A 22357-nucleotide genomic window follows, 5' to 3' on the forward strand; every position below is an offset into this window, starting at 1 on the left:
AAATTCTTTTTTATTTTTGTTTTATTCTACATTCTTTTTTTCGATTAAAAACGACAAAATGGAGGATTTGAATCAAAAAAATGTTATTTTTAATAAGGCTATTCTCAATTTTTTTATATATTTAAACAATTTATGAAAACAAACGGGGTTGTTTTTGGGTTAAAATGAAAAATGATTGTGTAAAATCAAGACAGGAAATATATAATTATAAAACGCACAAAGGGACTTGTTTTACAACGAGAAAATAAGCATTTTGACTAGTAAGACGGTAAGATACAAGTTAAAAAGGGGCAGTTAGCATATATGGAAAAGTTGAATCTTACGAAAAGTACATCAGAAAATAAGAAAGTTTTTTTCAGAAAAGAGATTGAAGCAAGTCGCTTAGGTGAGGAACTTTATTCAGATGAAGTATTAAGTCAATACTCGGTTTATTTGTTGAGAAAATTTGAACTATCAACAGATTATGAAAAACCTGAGCAATTTGAAACACTTCTTAATAATCTCCCAGAACAGTTTAATCAAGAATTTGAAGATTGTGTCGCAAAGAACCTGTATGTACGTGTTACGCAAAAAGCAGTGTACATTACGTTACTTATCGCGCTAGCACATCCGTTAAGCAAATTACAAATAAGCGATTTACGCACATGGATCAGTCATTTAGAGGTTCCAGAATTACCATTAGAACATGTTTCTTCTTTTTCACAAGATATACCATTAGAAATGGTCAAAGGCTTACAAGAAACAAACAGTGAAGTTTTATTATTGACTGAAATGATGAATCAATTTAGTGAAAATTTAAATGATATCTATAAAGAAGTACAATCGGTCAAAACGAAGAAAGCACCTCCTGTAGTGAAGGTGGTACAAAGTAAGGTTGCTGCAAGACAATCCGCAGAAGCTGAGAACGCTAAGAAATTAAAAGAAACAACTAAAAAAATTGATCAACTTATGCAAGAATTTGCTAAATTTAAATCTGATGTAAATCAACAATTATCTAACTTACCAAAACCAAAAAAACCACCAAAATTTAAAATTGTTTTTGGACCAGGAGAAGATGGCGCACCTACTGTGGAAAGTCGTTTGGATGAAGCGTTAAAAAGAATCGATTCACTAGTAGAAAGTATAGAGCGCTCCGATCAAAAAATACTAGAATTAAATCAAGTAATAGAAAAAAACAAACAAAAGAAACCACCAAAAATGACTTTTTCTGCGGTAAAAAAAGTGGAGACAGACCAAACTCAAGCTAAATTGGCTGACAAAGTAGCAACTACAAGTGAAGAAGTGACTTCAATTGCACAACAACTACAACAGATCAATAAAAAATTGAGCACAGTTGAAAATAATGTCATGGAAGGCAAAGTAGATCCTGAAGCGATAGCGCGGATTGAACAAGATCACGGACGACTGAAGGAAACAGCTTCAGAAACAAATAAATTAAGCCAAGTCATAGAACAACTTACAGAAAAATTACAAACAATGGAATCTGAGCTGACAACAGTGAAGGCTAAAAAGAAAAAAGTGCCTGTAGTTAAATTGACAAAAAGTGAGTCCGTAAAACAACTGGCTGAACGACATCAAAAAGACCAAGATCAATTAAGATCAAATGCTGTTGAAATCAAGAAATTAACGCAAACTGTCAGCAAAGTGGATGTTCAGTTAATTAAAGCCCATCAAAAGATTGCTGAATTAGAACAAAAAATGCGCCAGACAAGTATTCCGGTGAAAAAAGAAACAGTCACGCAAGTTGCACCAGCTACTAGATCAAATAATCCGAAGATCGGACCTGTGGCACCTCCTGTGTTGCCAGCTTCAACACAAACAAATGTGCCAATGCAAAAGAATAGAAACTTCCCAACAAAAGAAAGTTTCTTACAAGCAACAAAACCACAAAAACCGACAACAGAAACGTCAGAAGAAAGACCAACTGTGACGTTAGCAATTGAAGAAATGCTTGACCGTGTTTCAGAAAAACATCCGCAAACAATTGAGACGAGAAGCGGTTGGCCAATTTCTGAAAACTATCAACAAGAAGATTCAGAAGGTTCCTCTTTACGACGGTTGAAAAAATTAGAGTGGGATATCCATTCCTTCTTTCAGTCTGGGAGAAGTTTAGGGCATAAAGGAATGATGCCAAAGGATGATTTCTATGTAAATATCCGAAAAATCGAGGTATTGCCTTATCTCTGGGCCTCTGTTTTTGAACGAGAAAAGAAAGATCTTTTATTGGGGAAAGAATTAAGTTGTCAGCAACTAATTGACAATTTGCCAGACTTTTTATCGGATTTGAGTACTTTATCTAAGAAACGAAAAGTTATGGGTAAATGGATTTATTGTCCTAAAGAAGTGGAACAAAAAATGGAAGGATACAAGCTGTTAGGTGAGTATCTAGAGACATATCTTGCCCGTCAAAATGAAGTGAATCATTAAAAATATAAAAATAAACTGATCGGCCTTTTTTAGTAGAGAAAAGGTCTGTCAGTTTATTTAATTAGTTGTTCTTATCGTTATCATATTTTTATATAGTAGCTGTTAATTGAAGGACAAAGCTGATAAACGATTAATGTTGCTAGCTTTGAGTTAATGGTATGCATATTTTTAAAGGCTATTTAAACCATTGATTTTCTTAATCTGGTACAATGAACGTAATCAAGAAATAAAAGGTGTAGACAAATGACAGGATCATTGATTACGAAAAAGAAAATTACAAAAGCATTCAAACAACTTGTTGTTGAGCATGGTTTTGATAAAGTGACGATTGCAAAAATCATGCAGACAAGTAAGATGCGGCGTCAGACATTTTATGATCATTTTCAAGACAAATATGAATTGGTGGATTGGATTTTTCAACAAGAGGCGATTGAAAAAATCGAGGATAATCTTGCGTATGAAGATTGGCAGACGATTGTAGAGAATTTACTGATTTATTTTGAGGAGAATCAAGTGTTTTACCGAAAGATTTTGTTTTTTGATGGACAAAATTCATTTGAGGAATATTATATACAGCATCTAAAAGGGCTTATCCATCAAATTCTGGTTATTCGGAATCCATCATATATTCAATTTGAAGAAGAGGATCGTACCTTTTTGGAAGAGTTTTATGCAAATGCCTTCGTTTCTTTGACAACGAAATGGATTTTAGAAGGATGTAAAGTCAATTCACGCCATTTTGCTAAGCAAATGAAATTAGTCTTTTTGATTGGCTTTGAGGAAAAGATGTGAGGGTGGATGCAAAAAAACAGGGGTCAGGGCTGATTGAATCAGCACTAACCCCTGTTTAGTATATACAGGCGGTTGAGTAGAAAGAAGTCTCTATCTCAACTTGCCCATTACTTCCAACCAAAAGCATCTGTTGGTGTATTTAAATACTCTAGCCATTTTTTTTCTTTGATGGTTAAAAGAGTAAGAGAAAGTCCATGAGTATTGTAGGCCGTTAGAAAATTGCCCATATGTTTGAAACCGACTTCGATATCTTCAATATCTAATAATTGTTGAACATCATTCATAAAAATCCCCAGTTCAAGTAGAGGAATCCCACCTAATCCATTTACCAAAACGGCTACTTGCGTTAACGCTTCTTTTGGGTATTGCTGTTTTAACTTATTGACGAGTTCAATGGCAATTCGTTCAGAGGATTGCATTTTTTCAATCCGATAGCCAGGCTCCCCATGAATCCCAATACCAAAGTACATTTCGTCTTCTGCTAATTCATATTGTTGCGGAATCAGTCCAATAGGAGACGCCGGTGAAAAAGCTACACCTAATGTTTTAATCGAAGGAATCAGCGTTTCTCCTAACACTTGGAGGTCATTTAACGATTTTCCCTCTGTAGCAGCTGCTCCTAGCATTTTATGCACTAAAACAGTTCCAGCAACACCGCGTCGTCTTTTTTCGAACGTACCACTTTCAATTGAGCAATCATCATCTACGATTACATGAGAAACTAATAGGCCTTTTGCTTTTGCCTGTTTCTCTGCTTCTAAAAAATTGGCGACATCCTTTTCAAAATTTTTAATAATCAGCAACGTGCCATGGCCATTGTATGTTTCTTCGATTGCTTGAAGAATTTCTGAGCTGGCAGGAGGTTCAAAAATAGCGCCCATCACCGCACAATCCAGCATATTTTCCCCAATATAGCCAATGTGAGCAGGCTCATGACCACATCCACCACCACTGAGTAAGATTACCTTGTTGTCGGGCAGTCTTTTTTTAGTGACAATCCCTGTTTTTGGTTGCCAATTTAAGCTGTCATTATATGTATACGTAAGTCCAGCTAATAATTGTTGGCGAATATGCCCGCCGGAATTGATTAATTGTTTCATTGAGCATGTGCCCCTTTTCAATAATATCTATTTCTATTATACGCTGTATTTAATCTGAAAACTATAGTCATTACATAGAACAAAATGAAAGCGGACACATTTTATTGTTTGTCCGTTGCAACTTTTTTCATATGCGAGTATTGTAAACGTATACAAAAGATGTGATTAACTGATGTCGACAGAATAATAGGAGGGAACCCCATGAAAAAAATTATCAATCAAGCACAAAATGTCGTTCCAGAAATGGTTCAAGGATTTGTTCGTGCCCATCATGAAACCATTCAACAAGTTCCAGAAACATTTGTATTAAAACAAAAAGAAATTAGCAAACAAGTGGCGTTGATCAGCGGAGGCGGTAGTGGTCACGAACCAGCTCATGCTGGGTTTGTTGGGGCAGGTATGCTGCAAGCTGCAGTGTGCGGACAAGTATTTACTTCACCCACACCTGACCAAATTTTTGAAGGAATCAAAGCCATCGATCAAGGGCAAGGTGTTGTGATGGTAGTGAAAAATTATTCTGGCGATATCATGAATTTCGATATGGCAAAGGATTTAGCAGAAATGGAAGATATCAACGTTGGCACCGTTGTGGTAGACGATGATATTGCGGTTGAAGATAGTACCTATACTCAAGGAAAACGTGGTGTTGCAGGAACGATTTTAGTCCACAAAATTTTGGGAGCAGCAGCCCGCAATGGGGCAACGGTAGAAGAGTTAGTGGCATTGGGTGAAAAAGTGGTTGAGAATTTAAAAACAATTGGCGTTGCCTTAACGGGAGCAACTGTTCCAGAAGTGGGTAAACCAGGTTTTGTTTTAGGAGAAGACGAGATTGAGTTTGGTGTAGGTATCCACGGAGAGCCCGGCTATAAACGTGAAAAAATCAAGCCGTCTAAAGAAATGGCAGAAGAATTGATTTCAAAATTAAAAGCGGCATTTCAATGGAATAAAGGGGATCGGTTCGCTATTTTAGTCAACGGCTTAGGTGGAACACCATTGATGGAGCAATATATTTTTTATGATGATGTCATGAGTTTACTGGATTCAGAAGGTGTGGAGGTTTTTTTTTCAAAAGTGGGGAATTATATGACCTCTTTAGAAATGGCAGGAATTTCTGTGACGTTGCTAAAAGTAGAAGATGATTGGGTAGAAGCACTGAATGAAGAGGTTGGTACTGTTGCTTGGTAAAGCCTGACATAGTTGGAGCATTGATTAGTCTATTTTTAGAAAATGGAGGAATGTAAATGTTTACTGTAGATAATTTAAAAAAATCATTGGCACTGTTCAAAGAAAAAATCGATAAAAATAAAGACTATTTAAGTGAGTTGGATACACCGATTGGTGATGGGGATCATGGAAATAATATGGCTCGAGGGATGGAGGCTGTGAGTGAGAGTTTGCAGAGTAAACCTGCGGAGACGCTACAAGATGTGTTCAAATTGACTGCCATGGCTTTGATCAGTAAGGTCGGTGGCGCATCTGGTCCTCTTTATGGAACTGCAATGATGGAAATGGGTAAAGCTTCGGCTGCAACTTCAGAGGCACTACCTATTTTAGAAGCAGGTTTGGCTGGAATCGAAAAACGTGGAAATAGTCAGCCAGGTGAGAAAACGATGTTGGATGAATGGGCACCTGCTATTGATGCAATCAAAACGGGTACGTTAACAGAAGATGTTTTGCAAGCATCTGTCGAAGCAACTAGAGATATCGCAGCCACAAAAGGACGTGCCTCTTATGTAGGTGAACGTTCCATTGGTCATATCGATCCAGGGGCGATGTCTAGTCTGTATTTCTTTCAATCATTAATGGAAGCGGGTGTTTTTGATGAGTAATGGTGTAGTGATCGTCTCTCATGTTAAAGAAATCGGTGAAGGAGTTGCACGTTTAATCAAAGAAGTAGCAAATGATGTACCGATAACAGTCGCTGCAGGATTAGATCAAGGAGAAGTGGGCACGTCTTTTGAAAAAATCATGGATGCATTTGATAAAAATACCGCACAAACATTGTTTGCATTTTACGATCTAGGCAGTGCGAAAATGAACTTAGAAATGGCGATTGATATGACGGAGAAGGAAGTGTTATTGTTTGACACAGCTCTAGTAGAAAGCGCCTACACCGCAGCAGCTTTATTACAAGTAGACACACCAATCGAAACCATAAAGGAGCAATTAGCCCCTTTAAAAATAAAATAAGAAAAGAATAGGAGTTTGTAAACATGAGAAAAGCATTTATCAGTCCAACGAAATATGTACAAGGTGAAGATGAGTTATTGAACTTAGGTTATTTTGTGACCACATTTGGTAAGAAAGCGTTATTGATTGCCCATGCAGATGATGTTAATCGGGTAAAAGATAAGCTTGATAAAACCGCTGAAACATTTGATATTTCTTTTGTAGAAAGTAATTTCCACGGAGAAGCATCACGAGTAGAAGTGGCTCGACTGCAAAAAGTTGCTGCTGAAAATAATTGTGATTGTGTTATTGGTCTTGGTGGTGGTAAAGCTATCGATACAGCAAAATGTGTGGCAGAAGGGCATAATTTAATTATTGTTCCAACGATTGTAGCTACCGATGCACCGACAAGTCATTCAGCTGTACTGTATACAGAAGATGGTCAGTTTGATGATTACGCGTACTTTGTTCAAAGTCCAAGCGTGGTTTTGATCGATACGGTTGTTATTGCTAATGCCCCAACACGCTTCTTAGTTTCTGGGATGGGTGATGCGTTATCAACTTATTTTGAAGCCAGAGCGACACATAATTCTTATTCTAACGTAAATGCGGGATTACCTTGCGGGGCACGGGAAGGAGTATGCCCACCAGCGAAAGGAACAAATACAGCATTGGCCTTAGCAAAATTATGTTATGAAACCATTCTAGAAGATGGCGTAAAAGCCAAAGAAGCATCAGATAATAATGTAGTAACACCTGCACTGGAAAACATTATTGAAGCAAATATCTTATTGTCAGGTCTAGGATTTGAAAGTGCTGGATTGGCTGCTATTCATGCCATTCATGATGGTTTGACTGTTTTGCATGATGCACACGGGGCAACTCATGGGGAAAAAGTGGCGTTTAGTACGATTTGTCAGTTGGTTTTAGAAAATGCACCAAAAGCTGAATTATATGAAGTGTTGGATTTTGCGCTATCTATCGGTTTACCAGTTTGTTTGGCAGATTTAGGCGTGAAAGAAATTTCTGATGCAGAACTAACAGAAGTCGCAGAAAAATCTTGTATTCCAGAAGAATCCATTCATTCAATGCCATTTCCAATTACAGTGGATCAAGTAAAAGCAGCTATTATTGTGGCTGATAAACTTGGGACAGCGTATAAGAATCAACGCTAAATAGTAAGTATGCGCTAATTTGCTTGTCTTGTGTAGAGTAGTTTAAGATAGTAGCAATTGTTAATGTTTAAAGAATAACCGTTATCTTGTCAAAGATAAGACGGTTATTTTTTGTTTTTTTTAGGCAAGCCTATAATCAATTTGATCAAAGCGGTAGTAAACATAGAAAGTAACAGTATAGAATAAAAGAACACAGGAAAATACTTGTAGTGTCGCATTTTTCCTTACAAATTGATATTATTAATAAAGAATGTATACGATTTAAGGAGGAATGTCTGTATTGAAAATACAAAAGTATATTTTTATAGCATGTACTATTGTTTTTTTGTAATAACAGGATGTAGCAATCAGAAACAGTTGGAAGAATATAGAACTAAACTATCTAGTGTAGAAGAGGAAATGAAAAAAGAACAGCTGGTAGAAAACCACGATTTGGCTACAGAAAAAAAAGAATATGGTATTAATGAACGAGTTGTCATAACAAAAGCCAATCAGCCATTAGTTGCATTTACTATTACGAAAGTAAGTAGCAATTTGGATACACTTAGAAAAGATGTAACATATTCTGATGAAGTTAAACATGTTATAACAATTAGTGTGACATATGAAAATATAAATTATCCGGATCCATATGAGATTAGATGGACTCTTGTGAGTAACTCGAAAATAATCGACAGTAATAATGATGTAGTAAATTTGGGTAGTAGAGAAAATAATAAAGACATAAATAAAGGTGAAACGAATACTATGACATTTTCTATCAAAACTAAAGAGCTAGCTAGTAAAGTTGATTATCTTACATTTAAATACTACTATCCTCAAAGCTTATTGAGAGGAACATATTCTGAAAAAGATTTTTTAATAATCAAGGTACCAGTTGAACATTGATTGAAAGATCATTTGGGTAGAAATTGTTATTTGAACATTCGTTTAAAAAAATAGAAATAAATTGAAATTAAACAAGTATGATAGAGTTCTGTAAAAAATAAATCTATCTGGGGAAGGTAGCAGTAGTTTTCTAGCGTCAATTTTGAATGAAAATCAATTGTAGACTATAATAAATATAGGACTAGTGTCTGACTTTAAAAGCAAGAAAAGTTCAATAAGGTATAAGCAAATGAAAATTTTAAAATCGTTGTTCTGGCAAAGTTTACAACTGTTCAATAGAGTTGATCAAAATATAAATTTAGGACAGAGGATCGCTCTGTCCTATTTTGTTTTACAGAAACTATTTTGTGTCAGATTCTCTTAAAGGTGTGTTTCCGAAAAACAGTAGTTTTAGGTGAAGGGAAGAAAAATATTTTTTGTATCAAATTAGTCAGTAGTTAAAAGTGATTTTACACAAATATAGTGAGATTACTTTTTTATATGTGCAACTAATTAGGGGCTAACATACGCACATGCATTCAGATTTGCGGTGAAAAATTCACCTCTATAGTAAAGATAGAATTGTTTATGAATTATCAATTTGTTATACTTTTAATACTAAGTAAAAAGTGGGGTTTTTATATGGGAGTAAAAAGTAGTCTTTCAGTAGCAGGAGGCGTATCTGCTTCGTTCAGTAAATCTGCTAGTGCATTGAATAGTGTTACTAATTTAACTAATACCGCTTCTAGAACGAATATTTCTGGAAATGCTACGGCTGTAGAAGCAGCTAGTACATATGGACAAGGACTTAAGCAACTTTCTACAAGCCTTGTAACAGCAGGAAGTAAAATCCATTCAGTTGCTAAAGATTTTTCGGAAATTGATCAACAAGCTGCACAAAAATTTCAATTAAATTCGTCTCCTATGAGTAGGTGGTTTAAATGACTGAACCAGATTACAAAGTACAGCTATCAAAGATTCAAGATGAACAAAATTCGGTCAAAAAAGAACTGAAGTCCATTGAGAAGCAAAGAGAAGATTTTTTCTATTTGAATCAACAAGAGCAGCGGATTTATGCAGAACTTATTGCAACCAGTGATCCAGAAGATCGTAGATTTTTTCAGGATAAAGGAGAAGATAGTTTTTTCCAATCAAAAAGAGCGCAACAACAACTAGAAAAAAATGAAGAGCAATTGCAGCGTGTAAAAAAAGAACTAGCTGATTCTGAAGAAGAGACTTACCAATTGCAACGAAAATCTTTACTGAAAAAAGAGGAGGATTGAGGGATGGGTTTAAAATTCTACGTAGGAGAGATGCAAACACAGGCGGCAGAAGCGGCACGTATGAGTAATGAAGCAAATCTAGCAATTGCACAACTACAAGACAGTATTTCCCATTTCTTATCTGCTCCTTTATCTGGTAAAGCATATGATTCTGCTAAAAGCTATTTTAGTGTTGTTTATACACCTCTTTGTCGATCAGCACTTATGACAGGTGAAGCAATGCAGCAAGCACACAAACGTTTAGTCACTGAATACCAAAGCTCTGTCTCGGGTATTGATACTGACGAAGATCAAATCCAAAGTCAAATCGAGCAACTGGAACAGCTTAAAAGAAATTTAGAACACCAGATGCAAGTCTCGAAAAATTTTCAGCCAAGTTTGGAACGTCGATATATGAATGCTTGTGATTCTATTTCTAAAAAAAGAGAAAAACTAGAAAAGTTCCACGCTTATAACGCACGTTCTAGTAGTTTTTTTGCCGAATATGAAGCAAGTCAGCAAGAGTTTTCTCGTGGCTTAGCTCAAGTCAATGGATGTAAAGCATGGAATTCAGCTTCAGGGTCATTTGATATCAGCAAGCTAGATATGACATGGGCAACGTCCATTAATAAACGTTGGGAAGCTCGAGAACAACAATTAGAAGCATTGAAAAAGAAAGTTGTTAAAGATGCAATTGCTAAACTAGATGGTTATGAAATACGGCGTGTTAAAAATGGTAATAAAATAGACTGGATCATTCTGAAGAATGGAAAGATACTTAATTCAAAAAATAATTCCGAACTCTATTCTGTTTTAGAATTGTATGGAGATCTGCTGCCTAAAGGCAGTTATACTCAAATGGTTGTAAAAAAAGGAATTGTTGATCCTACAATTGCGTTACCTGGTGTTGGTGGTGCTGCGAACATAAAAAACGTAGTAAAAGGGATAGGTACGATAATAATATCTACTGGAATCCTAACTCTCCTAAATGATGCCCCATCTGTATCATTCAGCGATTCCAATGCAGATGAGGTAGACATTGAAATACCCAAAGATGTACAGAGAAAAATTAAAAAACTTTCTCCAGAGCAAAAGAAAGCCCTAGATGAAGCGTTGGACAAATTATCTAAAGGTGATAAAACAGGTTTGAATGATCACGCATTAAAAGGTGATCGCAAAGGAGAACGAGCATTTGATATCCGAGGAAAAGGGACAGGAAATAATAGAGGTGGAATCCGAGGAACCTATGAAAAAGACGGTCCCGGTAAAATAAAACTAAAAGATGTGTTTAAAGGACACAAATACTAAAGTGAAAGAGGTTTTTCTTTTGGAAACTAGAATAAAGCATGTATTATTAGAAGTATTTTATGAGGAAGGAATGGATCTCGTTAAAATATTCAGAGAAAGTGAATCTTTTGATGATTTTAATGGCACAGGTATAGGTTTTACGTATGCAGACTATGAATTATGCTACGCAGGAGAACATGGAATTGTTCATACTTTAGAAGATTTTGTAGGGTTTGGTGGAGAAATGGATATAAATTCAGACACAAATGATTATCAAAGTCATAATGACCAGTTAAAAAAAGAATGGGGAATAATATCTAGAAGAAAAATTGAAGAGGCACATAGTGAATATATGCAATTCAAAAAGGATTACATGGATAAACATGGAATTGAAGATGATATGGCTGATTAATACTATTCAGGTATCTAATTTTATTAGTGTACGGTTAGTGAATCATTTTTGAATGAATTTAATGAGTAAGATACTTTTACTCATTTTTCGTTCAACAAACACTATCAAAACTTAAAAGTATCGATTACATAAAATTGATCAATAAATATCAGGATGCTAGGCTATCAAAAGTTACAATCATAATTTAAACAATAATAGAGCCGACACAAAGAAGTGTGTTGGTTCTATTTTTGTTACTTACAATCATAACATTTGACGACCTAATATACTGATCTTTGTCATACTTTAGTCGATAACTTCAATAGATACAGAGAACTGTTAAATTCAATAATCCCTATTTCCTTATTGGATCCATCAGCATATACATCAACTCTATTTACTTGGATTTTGCACACAGAATTTTTATCCAGTGAACGAAGATTAAAAGGCATCATAATATTTCCAGATTCTAACTTATAAACTTCTGCGGAAAGTTCATTGTTATAGATGCCAATTCTAGCCGTTCATAAGTGCCACCATCTTTCATATAATAGCCATGGTCATAACTCGAAATTAAGCATATTATTTCACACGGACCAATAGTGGAAAAATAATCAGTTATACGCTAACATATAAAAGAAAATAGGTTTCGAGAAAGGCGGTGAACAAATGAAAAATAAATTAAACCAACTATTCCAATGGATGAAAGCACATAGCTTATTATTGAAACTAATTTTCTTAGGTTCTGTTTTGATCTTTGTTGCAAATCAAGTGACCCATATCGTTCAAGGAATGACTTGGCAAGATGTCTTTCATACGATGGGGCAGCAAAGTCGTTTTCGGATTCTTGGCATGATTATGGCTGGCTTGATCGGTGTTTTGCCAATGCTTTTGTATGATTTTGTGGTTGTGAAAGTTCTTGAAGAGCAAGGAAATCCAAGAATGAATCGCTGGGAATGGGTTGTTTCTGCATGGGTTACAAACACAATTAATAATCTTGCTGGATTTGGCGGCGTGGTTGGGGCAACGTTACGGGCAAATTTTTATGGGAAAGATGTGCCACGTAAAAAAGTTGTTGCCACAGTGTCTAAAGTTGCTTTATTTATGATTTCGGGTTTATCTATTTTGGCTTTTATTGCATTTATTGATCTTTTTTTCATTCGTTCCGATAGTGTGTTTAAAGAATATTGGGTATGGCTTCTAGCAGGAAGTTTGATTGCTCCAGCATTATTTATATTTACTCGCATGAAAAAATATACGTTGTTTAAAGATTTTTTCCCAAAAGGCATTGTTCTGTTATTCGGCGCATCTTTTGGACAATGGCTGGGCGCAATGTTTGTCTTTTTAAGCGTAGGTGCTTTGATGAAAGTAGATGTTTCTCTTGTTGGTGTTTATCCAATGTTTGTTATCGCCACATTGATTGGTATGTTGACGATGGTGCCAGGTGGGATGGGAACCTTTGATGTGTTGATGATTTTAGGTCTTTCTCAGCTAAACGTAGACCAGTCAACAGCGGTGGTATGGTTGATCTATTATCGATTATTTTACTATGTGTTGCCTTTTATTACTGGAATTATTTTATTTATTCATCAAGCAGGGCTTAAAATCAATCGATTTCTGGATGATCTACCTCGAATATTCTCACAAAAAGTTGCTCACTTTATTTTAGTGGCAGCACTTTATTTTGCTGGTATCATGCTGGTTTTACTGTCAACGATTACGAATTTGTCGAATGTCAGTCGCTTGTTTCAGTTTTTATTGCCATTTTCTTTTGATTTTTTAGATCAAACATTTAATCTGTTGATTGGATTTTTATTGTTGGGTCTGGCAAGAGGGATTTCTATGAAAGTGAGAAAAGCTTATTGGCCGACGATTGGTTTATTGATTTTTGGTATTATCAATACGATTTTACGAACTGCATCGTGGCAGTTGATTCTTGTTTATTTGGTGATTCTTTCTGCGGTCTTTTTAGCTAGGAAAGAATTTTATCGTGAGAAATTTGTTTACTCTTGGGGGGCTTTAGCGGTAGATGGTGTGTTATTTAGTTTCTTATTTATTATTTATACTGTAGCTGGCTATTATAGTTCTCATCCAGATAAAACAGGTCCTCTGCCACATATGTTTCTCCTGTTTCCATCGGATGATGTCTGGTTCTCTGGGTTGATTGGACTAGGAATTTCGATGGTTGGACTGATCACCCTCTATCACTATTTAGCTGATACAGATAAGCGTTTGGGTGAAGTGTTTCAACAAGAGCGTTTAACAGCTCTTATCAATAAATATGGGGGAACTGAAGGTAGTCATCTGCTCTATTTAAAAAATTATACCTACTTTTATTACCAGGAAAATAGTAAGGATGAGGTACTGTTTGCTTATCAAATCAAAGCGAATAAATGCTTTATCTTAGGAGAGCCAGTTGGCAATCAGGAAAAATGGATGCAAGCCACGTTAGCCTTTTTAGATGCGGCGGATTTACTGGGGTATCAAGCGGCTTTTTATCGAACTAGCGAGCGATATACAATGATCTTACACGATCTCGGCTTTAACTTTATGAAAGTTGGTGAGGAAGGGATCGTGGATCTTACTTGTGTCGAGACTACTTCGAGTGCGCTGGCAACAAATAGTATGGAGTTGCAACACTTAACTAACTTAGGGTATAAGGTTACAATGTATCACGAACCTATTTCAAAAGAGTTGTTTCACGAGCTATCACGAGTTTCAGAAAATTGGTTAGGCACGCAACGAGAACGTAATTTTGTTTGTGGACGATTCGATCAAGAGTATTTGCAGTTAAGTGATATTGGTATTTTGAGAAACCAGAACTATGAAGTGGTTGGATTTATTACAGAAAAGCCAATTATTGAAAAAAAGGAAGTTTCGTATGATTTATTGCGTTATGATGAAACGGCTCCAGAACATGTTGTAGATTTCTTATTCACACATTTTATTGCTGACGCTGACAAACGGGGATATAGCCGAGTGAATTTAGGTACGGCGCCATTATCGAATGTAGGTGAGACCAAATATTCATTTTTTAACGAGCGCTTGATCAATATTTTTTATAAATATGGGGATCAACTATACGGATTTAAAGATACGAGAAAAGAAAAAGAACCATATGTAACGACTTGGGAACCCAGATATTTTGCTTATTCAAAACAAAGTAATGTGTTATTTGCTTTTATTCAGTTAGCCTTGTTGATTGAACGAGGAAAAGGGGTTTCTTTAGTGGAAGAAGTATTGATTCCATCTTCATAGCAGAAAAAGGTGAGAAGAAGCCAGAAAATGGTTGATTTCTCGCCTTTTTCCGTCTTAAGTCCCACTAGTAAAATCATTAGAATAGCGTATAATATTTATAAAAGGAGGTTTTTGAGATGAAACTTGAGCAGGTAACCGTGAGAACCAAAGTGGAATTAGCAGTGGAGTTAGATAAAAAGACGGATGAAATTATCGTTGAAGGTGATTTCAGTCAACTCATCGCAGAAATCAAAAAGGGTCAACTGAGTGATACGGATATGGCAGGCTTTACGATCGGTAGCGGTGGCATTGGTATTTTGGTAGATTACGGAGTGGACAGGTTGATGGGTCTCTTTGATCCTGCAAGCAAAGAAGATAAAAAGATTCATAAGCAAATCGAACGTTTATATACGATTAAACGTTTAACACCAGATTCATTTTTACTACATTTGAAACAATTAGATTATTAATTATGGAAGAAAGCAAGAAGAACAACGGTTTGTTGGGTTCCTTGTTTTTTAGATAAAATGGGGTAGCTTTCGTTAGATCAAAACTGCGTGGGAGAACCGCTTTTTTTATGTAATGAAAGTTTAAAGGAAGGGAAAAATAAAGTGAAAAAAACAAGAAAAGTGATTATCGATACAGATCCAGGAATCGATGATGCTGTTGCTATTGCTGCTGCGTTATTTGATGAGCGGTTGGACATCAAATTATTAACTACAGTAGCAGGCAATGTGAGTGTAGATAAAGTAACAAAAAATCTGCTGAAACTAATGTCTTTTTGGGATAAGGATGTTCCTGTTGCAATCGGCTCTGATCGACCATTACTTCGTGAAGCAATCAATGCAAGTGATATTCATGGAAGTACAGGTATGGATGGATATGAATTTCCAGAATCCAAGTATGAGTTGTTAACAAAAAATCATGCGGTGATCGAGATGTACAAAGTATTGATGGAATCAAAGGAAAAAACGACGATTGTTGGGATCGGTCCGTTAACAAATATTGCGTTGTTACTTAGAATGTATCCAGAGTGTGTGGAAAAAGTTGAAGAATTGATCATTATGGGTGGCTCTTTAGCGAGAGGCAATTATGGGGTCTTATCAGAGTTTAATATTGCTGCCGATCCAGAAGCTGCTAAAATCGTTTTTGAAAGTAAGATGCCTTTAACAATGGTAGGGTTAGATGTAGGAGAAAAGGCACTGATTTTACCTAAAGAATGCGAGACGATCCAGAAAATGAATAAAACAGGTGACATGATTGAGCATTTGTTTAGACACTATCGTGGAGGTAGTTTGGATACTGGGCTGAAGATGTATGACGGCTGTGCCGTGGCTTATCTGCTGGCGCCTGAGATGTTTGAGGTGAAAGAAGCTTATGTTGGGATTGAAACACAAGGGATCTTGACTGCTGGGGCGACATTGGTTGATTTAGATGGGTATCTAGGCAAAAGTGCGAACTGTCGCGTGTGTACAGATATTGATGCAGAACAATTTAGGCAGTGGTTTTTAGATGCGATAAAAAAATGTGATTGATCAGTTATTTAAAGCGGCTGGGATAGAATGCGTTTAGCTCCGAAAGGGGTGCTTCTGCTCCCGCCGCTTATTCGGTTTTTAGGGGTTCAAGATATAACTTTTATAGAAACTCAGTCATCATAAAATAGAAAATAGTAGCAAATAAAAATAAACTATACGAACTAACGACCATTCTGGACAAATTTACATTTCCCCATTTGTTAGAATGGGCTTTTTGGAAAGTAATGAACAACATAGCTAGTGTAATGATTGTTACCAAAATATGTCTGGAATTAAAAAACATATTCCAGTATGGAGACAGTGTGGTTATTTGTATTCTTGGTAGAAAATAATAAATGACGATAGCTATGTTTGTCCCCACAATAGAATGTTGTTTTTTACTAGTCATACTGATCCCCTCTATCTGAATTTATTTGTTTTGAATATCAAAATGACCAATTTCTTCAAGCGGTTCACCACTGAAATCAATTTTATTTAGTTGGACGGTATAAACAGATGTTTTATCTAATGCGCTTAAGCTGAAAGAAATCGTTACTTCACCAGTTTCAGGGTTGTACATTTCCATGAAAATTTGATTTTCTGTTTTTACACCATCTTTATACAGTGTCACAGCAGGAGATTCTTCTGGTTGAAATGGTGCGACAAATGTGAGTGTTGTTTGTAAAGCATCATTCTTTGTTTTTATATCGGTGATATTACTCACATTGGTGATTTGTGTGTCAGCCTTTTGGGTCAATGGTTTATAGTCAATATCAAAGCGCCAATCCCCCTCATATTTTAATGCGTAATCCACACCAAAAGGACTATTGGTTTTAGAAGCTTCTAAAAAGGCTTGATCAAGTTCTTCAGCATCTTGCCAATATAGTTTGTAAATATGAAGCGTTAATTTAGCATCTTCAGGGATTTTTTCCCGAGTAAACGTTGCTACGACTGAACCATAAAAAGTATCACCTTCTACACGAAAAGTAGATTGAGATGAAACACCACTAAATAAATCTTCTGTACTATCGTTGGCAAATAGACCAATGTCAATATGCTGAGCATTTGCAGCATTTTTAGTAAACACTCGATCAGGATTATTTTGTTTTTGTATTAATTCTTTCAATTTTTCATCATCTAACTTAAATTGATAGTCAAAGGCAAATTTTTTCTTTGTTGATACGAATTTTGTTAAAGTAATCTCGCGTCCATTTTGTGTACTCGTTAGATTCAATTCACTTTGTATTCCGTTATTTTCTACCACCGCAACGCCTTCATCTTGGCTAATGCCTAGTGCATGTTTGATTGCTGTATTCATTTGTGGATTGACGATAGCAATTATAAGAAGTGATGCGGCTATCGCTAGCGTGGTAATGAGTTGTTTTTTATATCTAATCGTGAATTTCTTTTTTTCCTGTTTGACGGTGTTATTCAAAATAGATTCTCGATTCTGTACTAACTTTGTCATTACTTCGTTTGGAATGTCGAGTTCTTGTTTAAGAATATTCTTCCTTTTTTTACCCATACTCTTCTCCTTCCAATAAATGTTTTAATTTCCCTCTACCTCTGGCTAATCGTGTTTTAACTGTATTTTTGGATAAACTCAGTTGTTCTGAAATTTCATTAATGTTAAAACCAGCGTAATAGTGTAAAATGATCGGGATTTTATATCTTTCAGGTAATTTGTCAAATTCTTCTTCCAGTTGAAATCCTGTGTAGTTATTTTCTATTGTACTCATATAATTTTCTTCAAATTCAACCAATTCTACTCTTTTTTTCAGAATATCCTTGGCGATATTAATCATTATTCTAAAAATCCAAGTATTAAATGCTGATTCGTTTTTTATGTTGCTAATTTTTTGCCAGGCACGAAGTTCTGTTTCTTGTAGGCAGTCAGCGACATCTTCATTATTTAGAAGTAGTTTATACGCAGAGTTGTACAACACAACTTGATAGGCTTCACAAAGCTTGATAAATGCTTGTGCATCACCATTTTTTGCTTTTTTGACCAAACGAATTTGTATCCCTTTTTCCATAGTTTACCCCTTTCCCCTATAGCTATTAGACTCTAATTTTAGCAAAAAGGTTTCATTAAAAGTTATTTTTAATAAAAAGGTATCTAGGACAAAACTCGTTGAGTTAAGTCCTAGATACCAAAAATCCAAATAGACGGAGAGAAAAAGCAGCTACTGTGCTTCGATTACATCAATTTTTAAGCGCTAAATCACAAAGAGTTGAAAGCTTCGGAAATAAGCTGAACACTCTTTTTTATTATCTTTTTTTCCGTTTCCGTTTATTAGGTTTCACTAAAGCCAGTTTTGGTCTATTTGTCACTCGGACATAAACCACAAACCCACCGATACAAACAATAAACAAAATCACGCCTGGTAAAAAGCCTTCCGGCAGATAAACAAATTCAATTGTATGTTCACCAGCTGTTACAGGAACGCTAACAAATGCTTTTTTAAAGGCTTCAACGGGTACTTTTTTTCCATCAACATAAGCTTTCCAACCTTTATCGTAAGGTATGGTTGTTAAAAGAACTTGATCTTTATCAGCAGTCAGAGTACCAACGGCTTTCCGTCCTTTTACTGCTAGATCAACGCCTTTGTTTTGGATGGATTTAACGGATTGTTCAAATGCTTTTGTATCTAAGCCGACTACTTTAGGCTCCATAAAGCTAACCGCAGTTGTGCCGTAAAAACTCACTGTAAAGGTTACAGTCGTTGGCTTGTCATAATAACCGATATTGTAATATTGACCTGTAATATTGATTTGGGATTTTTGACTTACTCCATTGACTGATAGTGTTGCAGTAGAGCTTTCTAGCTGATTAAAATCGGTCGGAAACAGGCTAAGATAGGCTTGCGTATTCGCTGGTACGTTGACTGTCCAAGTAATATCTTTGGAAACATTGCTTTGTAGTTCCCGATAGGTTACTGAATTTGTATTTTGCTCAATTTTTACGTTTGTTTTATTGGTTATTGTTGGTTGGTAAAACCTGAAGTAATTCTGTTTCTGGTCAGCTAACGCATTGAATAATTCTGTTTGGCTACTTAAATTATCATTCGCTGGTTGTTTCACTTTATAGATATCTTTTTCAGCTAAAAAGCCTAACGGTAAGGTATTACTATTTTCGTATAATGAAAATTTTCCTGCTTTATCTGTAGGGAAATAGCCGAATTTTAATGGATCATTTTCAGAAATATTGTATTTTAAGCCAACTAGAGAATCCATCAACAAAGTATTGTTTGGGTAACGGATATTCAACCCTGTTCCTCTTGAACGGAAACCTAGGTCATTTAAATAAGAAGAAGAATGACGATTGCGGATGGATGAGAATAAGCTGACACCGCTATAGCCATAATTGATACTGTCGTTGGATGAAACAGGATTTAAATTTTCCAAACGATAAAAAGTATCATTTTCCTTTTTCGTTTTATCAACTAGTTTTTTGATCGATGGGTAAGGCTCAGAATAAAGACTGCGTGAAGCATAATTCCAGTCGTCTAATATGCCCTTTAACATCGTACTTGTATTAATAAATGCTTCAGTTGAAACGAGTAATAGTAATAAAATAATCAGATAATGCATCGGTATTTTTTTCAATTGGTAAAAGATGATTCCAGCAAGATAGAGCAGTAAAAATAATACAGTAATAACAAAGGCTGAAATCGGAATATAATCGTAACTTGTCGTCCCTTTTGTCCCTTCAGCTAAAGCAAAAATAGCAATCAGCATGATTGTAGAACCTGCTAACAAGCCTAAATCATCTAATTTAAATTTTTCAAATCCATATCCTGCTAACAGAACCACTAAGAAAGAAAATAAGAAACTATAGCGGAACAAGAACATGTTCGGCGCATGCATGCCGTGCCAAAACAGATTGAGTGGGGTGATATAAAAACTAGCAATTAAAATCAGAAATAGGCTGCCGAATAAGAACTTATTTTTCCGTGGTATTTCTCTTGTGACAAAGTAAAAGACACAGAAAATCAAAGGAAGTAGACCGACATAGATAAACGGTATTGAACCATATTTGGTTGTATCGTAGACACCGACCATATTTTTCATCACGATATCCCAAAAAGCGGTTGCTTCTGTTTTAAACTGAGTGACTTCAGATAAGGTTTCACCATTTGCTCGTAAATCAAGCACTGCCGGCAAGACCAAAATCATTGAAGCACCTCCAGCTAAAAGAGAAGTGATGCCATAAGGAATGATCCGCTTTTTATAGAGTTTCCAATTGGTCAGCATTCGAGCGATAAAGTAGAGGAATGAGAATATCCCGATCATAAAGCCCATATAAAAATTAGAGATAAATAATAGCAAATAGCTGACAAATAACAAAACTGGTTTTCGTTCATCCATCAATCGATGAATACCGAGAATAACTAAAGGTAGGTAAGTAAAGGCATCTAGCCACATAATAATTTCTGAATGTGCGGTGGCAAAAGACATCAAAGCGTAAGGCACGCTAAGCATTACATGCCCCCACTTAGGTATTTTATAGGTATGTTTTGCAAATACCCAAAACGCTAAACCAGCGGAACCGATTTTCAATAAAGTAATGAAGTACAGTGCATCAGGAATATTCTGATTGTTAAAAAACAAAACGAGGGGTGTAAATAAGCCACCTAGATAATACGAAATCAGAGAAAGGTAGTTTAACCCAAGAGAAGCATTCCAAGTATAAAAAATACTTTGTTTACCATGCAAAACATTATTAAAACTTGCATGGAAATTGGAAAATTGTGAAAAAGAATCACTTGCCATCACACTACGGCTGCTTCCTGGATAAATACCCAAGCTTAAATAAATAATGACCATTATTAAAAAAGGAATGAAAAAACTAGCGGTCATATAAGGCCAGTTTTCTTTCATGAATGTATGTATTTTTTTCTTCATAATCAACCTCACAACGTATAAAATAGAATATATATAGTTTAGCATATCCATCGAAAAATTGATTGTAAGAAAGAAAAAAATTAAAGAAAATCGAAGAGTTGGCTAAATAAAACCGCTGACTGGTTTATTTTGTTGATAATTTATGTAATATTATAAAAATAAGCGTATAATAAACGATAGAATAGAATCATTATAGAAAGTAAGGGATAGTTATGTGCACAGGGATTCACTTGAAATCAGTAGAAGAAAATCATTATTTGGGTAGGACACAGGAATACAATATCGATTTTGATTACGTTGGCGTGCAAATTCCTGCAAAACTGATGATTTCTGAAGGGATCGAAAAATGGCAGACAGCTTATTCAGTATTGGGTATGGGGATTAAAGAAAATTCGCAAACTGCCGCTCAAAGTGTAGTTGATGGCGTGAACGAATGGGGCTTAGGGGGAATTACTCAATATTTTGCGGAATTTAACCAATACTCAACTGTTGAAGAAATCAAGTATGTAGGGAAATTTCCATTACTAGCGGAGCAATTTGTTTTTTGGATATTAGCCAATTGCAAAGATACAAAAGAAGTGGAAGAAAAAATTTTAGAGGTAGCCATCGCTGATCTATCCTCAACGGGAAAAGCGCCAGGCTTGCCACAGCATTTTATGTTTACAGATGCAAGTGGGCGGACAATTGTTGTCGAACCGTCGCAAAAATTAGGTTTTGATGTTTATGAAAATCCGATTGGTGTCATGACGAACAGTCCCAAGTTTGACTGGCATGTGACGAATTTAGAAAATTATACAGGCTTATCTGCTCTCAATGAAAAAGACGCAATGTTTAATGAGCGTCAAGTTCTTTCAGCTGGGAAAGGTTCAGGCTTACATGGGATTCCAGGCGACTATACGCCTGCTTCACGTTTTGTCAGAGCTGCGTATTTGTTGAAACTGAGTGATCCTGTTGGGGATAAAGCCATTATCAACAAAGCGTTTCACATTTTATCCACATCGGATATTGTTAAAGGTGTGATCAAATTGGATGAGCCAGAAGGTCAAGACCTACAATATACACAATATACGTCGATTTATGATTTAAGCAAAAAACAGATGTATGTGAAAATGTATGATAATTTTACGATTCAAACAATCAGTTTTGATGAGTCCGTTAGAAATGATGAGCAAATCACAAGTTATGACTTAGTAAAAACACCGCAATATAAGACATTGAATTAGAGTAT

General features: G+C 35.7%; 20 protein-coding genes. 15 read left to right on the forward strand and 5 right to left on the reverse strand.

Annotated features, from left to right (window positions below):
- The first annotated feature begins 303 nt into the window (after window positions 1-303).
- Complete coding sequence (locus A5880_RS08070; protein ID WP_086330465.1) at window positions 304-2427, forward strand: coiled-coil domain-containing protein; 2124 nt, start codon at window positions 304-306, stop codon at window positions 2425-2427.
- Window positions 2428-2670: 243 nt separating this feature from the next.
- Window positions 2671-3219 (forward strand): dihydroxyacetone kinase transcriptional activator DhaS, encoded by a 549-nt coding sequence (gene dhaS / locus A5880_RS08075; protein WP_086330466.1) that lies wholly within the window; start codon window positions 2671-2673, stop codon window positions 3217-3219.
- 107 nt (window positions 3220-3326) lie between these two features.
- Here the strand turns inward: dhaS and A5880_RS08080 are convergent, their stop codons facing one another.
- Window positions 3327-4319, reverse strand: a complete 993-nt coding sequence (locus tag A5880_RS08080) for a dihydroxyacetone kinase subunit DhaK (RefSeq protein ID WP_086330467.1) — start codon at window positions 4317-4319, stop codon at window positions 3327-3329.
- A 201-nt stretch (window positions 4320-4520) separates the two neighbouring features.
- On the opposite strand from A5880_RS08080, the gene dhaK reads away from it, so the two are divergent.
- The 12 genes from dhaK to rihC all read left to right on the forward strand — a co-directional run bounded on the left by dhaK (window position 4521) and on the right by rihC (window position 16242).
- A complete protein-coding gene (dhaK, locus tag A5880_RS08085; RefSeq protein WP_086330468.1) occupies window positions 4521-5504 on the forward strand; it encodes a dihydroxyacetone kinase subunit DhaK in 984 nt (327 codons plus the stop codon).
- Between the two features lie 56 nt (window positions 5505-5560).
- A complete protein-coding gene (gene dhaL, locus A5880_RS08090; RefSeq protein ID WP_086330469.1) occupies window positions 5561-6148 on the forward strand; it encodes a dihydroxyacetone kinase subunit DhaL in 588 nt (195 codons plus the stop codon).
- A complete protein-coding gene (gene dhaM, locus A5880_RS08095) occupies window positions 6141-6509 on the forward strand; it encodes a dihydroxyacetone kinase phosphoryl donor subunit DhaM (RefSeq protein ID WP_086330470.1) in 369 nt (122 codons plus the stop codon). Before dhaL ends, dhaM begins: the two co-directional genes overlap by 8 nt.
- A 23-nt stretch (window positions 6510-6532) precedes the next feature.
- On the forward strand, window positions 6533-7663 hold the full coding sequence (locus A5880_RS08100) for a glycerol dehydrogenase (protein WP_086330471.1): 1131 nt from the start codon (window positions 6533-6535) through the stop codon (window positions 7661-7663).
- A 399-nt stretch (window positions 7664-8062) separates the two neighbouring features.
- On the forward strand, window positions 8063-8551 hold the full coding sequence (locus A5880_RS08105; protein ID WP_143353643.1) for a hypothetical protein: 489 nt from the start codon (window positions 8063-8065) through the stop codon (window positions 8549-8551).
- Between the two features lie 621 nt (window positions 8552-9172).
- Window positions 9173-9475 (forward strand): TIGR04197 family type VII secretion effector, encoded by a 303-nt coding sequence (locus A5880_RS08110; protein WP_179190409.1) that lies wholly within the window; start codon window positions 9173-9175, stop codon window positions 9473-9475.
- Window positions 9472-9813, forward strand: a complete 342-nt coding sequence (locus A5880_RS08115; RefSeq protein WP_086330474.1) for a DUF3958 family protein — start codon at window positions 9472-9474, stop codon at window positions 9811-9813. The genes A5880_RS08110 and A5880_RS08115 overlap by 4 nt, the downstream gene beginning before the upstream one ends.
- A 3-nt stretch (window positions 9814-9816) precedes the next feature.
- Window positions 9817-11100 (forward strand): T7SS effector LXG polymorphic toxin, encoded by a 1284-nt coding sequence (locus A5880_RS08120; RefSeq protein WP_086330475.1) that lies wholly within the window; start codon window positions 9817-9819, stop codon window positions 11098-11100.
- 19 nt (window positions 11101-11119) lie between these two features.
- Window positions 11120-11491, forward strand: a complete 372-nt coding sequence (locus A5880_RS08125; protein WP_086330476.1) for a hypothetical protein — start codon at window positions 11120-11122, stop codon at window positions 11489-11491.
- 648 nt (window positions 11492-12139) lie between these two features.
- A complete protein-coding gene (gene mprF / locus A5880_RS08130) occupies window positions 12140-14728 on the forward strand; it encodes a bifunctional lysylphosphatidylglycerol flippase/synthetase MprF (RefSeq protein ID WP_086330477.1) in 2589 nt (862 codons plus the stop codon).
- 116 nt (window positions 14729-14844) lie between these two features.
- A complete protein-coding gene (locus A5880_RS08135; RefSeq protein WP_086330478.1) occupies window positions 14845-15177 on the forward strand; it encodes a hypothetical protein in 333 nt (110 codons plus the stop codon).
- 141 nt (window positions 15178-15318) lie between these two features.
- Window positions 15319-16242, forward strand: a complete 924-nt coding sequence (gene rihC / locus A5880_RS08140; protein WP_086330479.1) for a ribonucleoside hydrolase RihC — start codon at window positions 15319-15321, stop codon at window positions 16240-16242.
- Between the two features lie 100 nt (window positions 16243-16342).
- Here the strand turns inward: rihC and A5880_RS08145 are convergent, their stop codons facing one another.
- From A5880_RS08145 to A5880_RS08160, 4 genes are all read right to left on the reverse strand, one after another.
- On the reverse strand, window positions 16343-16630 hold the full coding sequence (locus A5880_RS08145) for a hypothetical protein (protein WP_086330480.1): 288 nt from the start codon (window positions 16628-16630) through the stop codon (window positions 16343-16345).
- Window positions 16631-16651: 21 nt separating this feature from the next.
- The gene (locus A5880_RS08150; protein ID WP_086330481.1) at window positions 16652-17746 is read right to left on the reverse strand and encodes a hypothetical protein; all 1095 of its coding nucleotides are present in this window, start codon (window positions 17744-17746) and stop codon (window positions 16652-16654) included.
- Window positions 17739-18257: an RNA polymerase sigma factor gene (locus tag A5880_RS08155; protein ID WP_086330482.1), complete on the reverse strand. Its 519-nt coding sequence runs from the start codon at window positions 18255-18257 to the stop codon at window positions 17739-17741. The genes A5880_RS08150 and A5880_RS08155 overlap by 8 nt, the downstream gene beginning before the upstream one ends.
- A gap of 235 nt (window positions 18258-18492) precedes the next feature.
- On the reverse strand, window positions 18493-21129 hold the full coding sequence (locus A5880_RS08160) for a YfhO family protein (RefSeq protein WP_086330483.1): 2637 nt from the start codon (window positions 21127-21129) through the stop codon (window positions 18493-18495).
- Between the two features lie 212 nt (window positions 21130-21341).
- On the opposite strand from A5880_RS08160, the gene A5880_RS08165 reads away from it, so the two are divergent.
- Window positions 21342-22352, forward strand: a complete 1011-nt coding sequence (locus tag A5880_RS08165; RefSeq protein WP_086330484.1) for a choloylglycine hydrolase family protein — start codon at window positions 21342-21344, stop codon at window positions 22350-22352.
- Window positions 22353-22357: the final 5 nt, after the last annotated feature.

The organism is Enterococcus sp. 4G2_DIV0659 (assembly GCF_002140715.2).
Taxonomy (GTDB): Bacteria; Bacillota; Bacilli; order Lactobacillales; family Enterococcaceae; genus Enterococcus_L; species Enterococcus_L mansonii.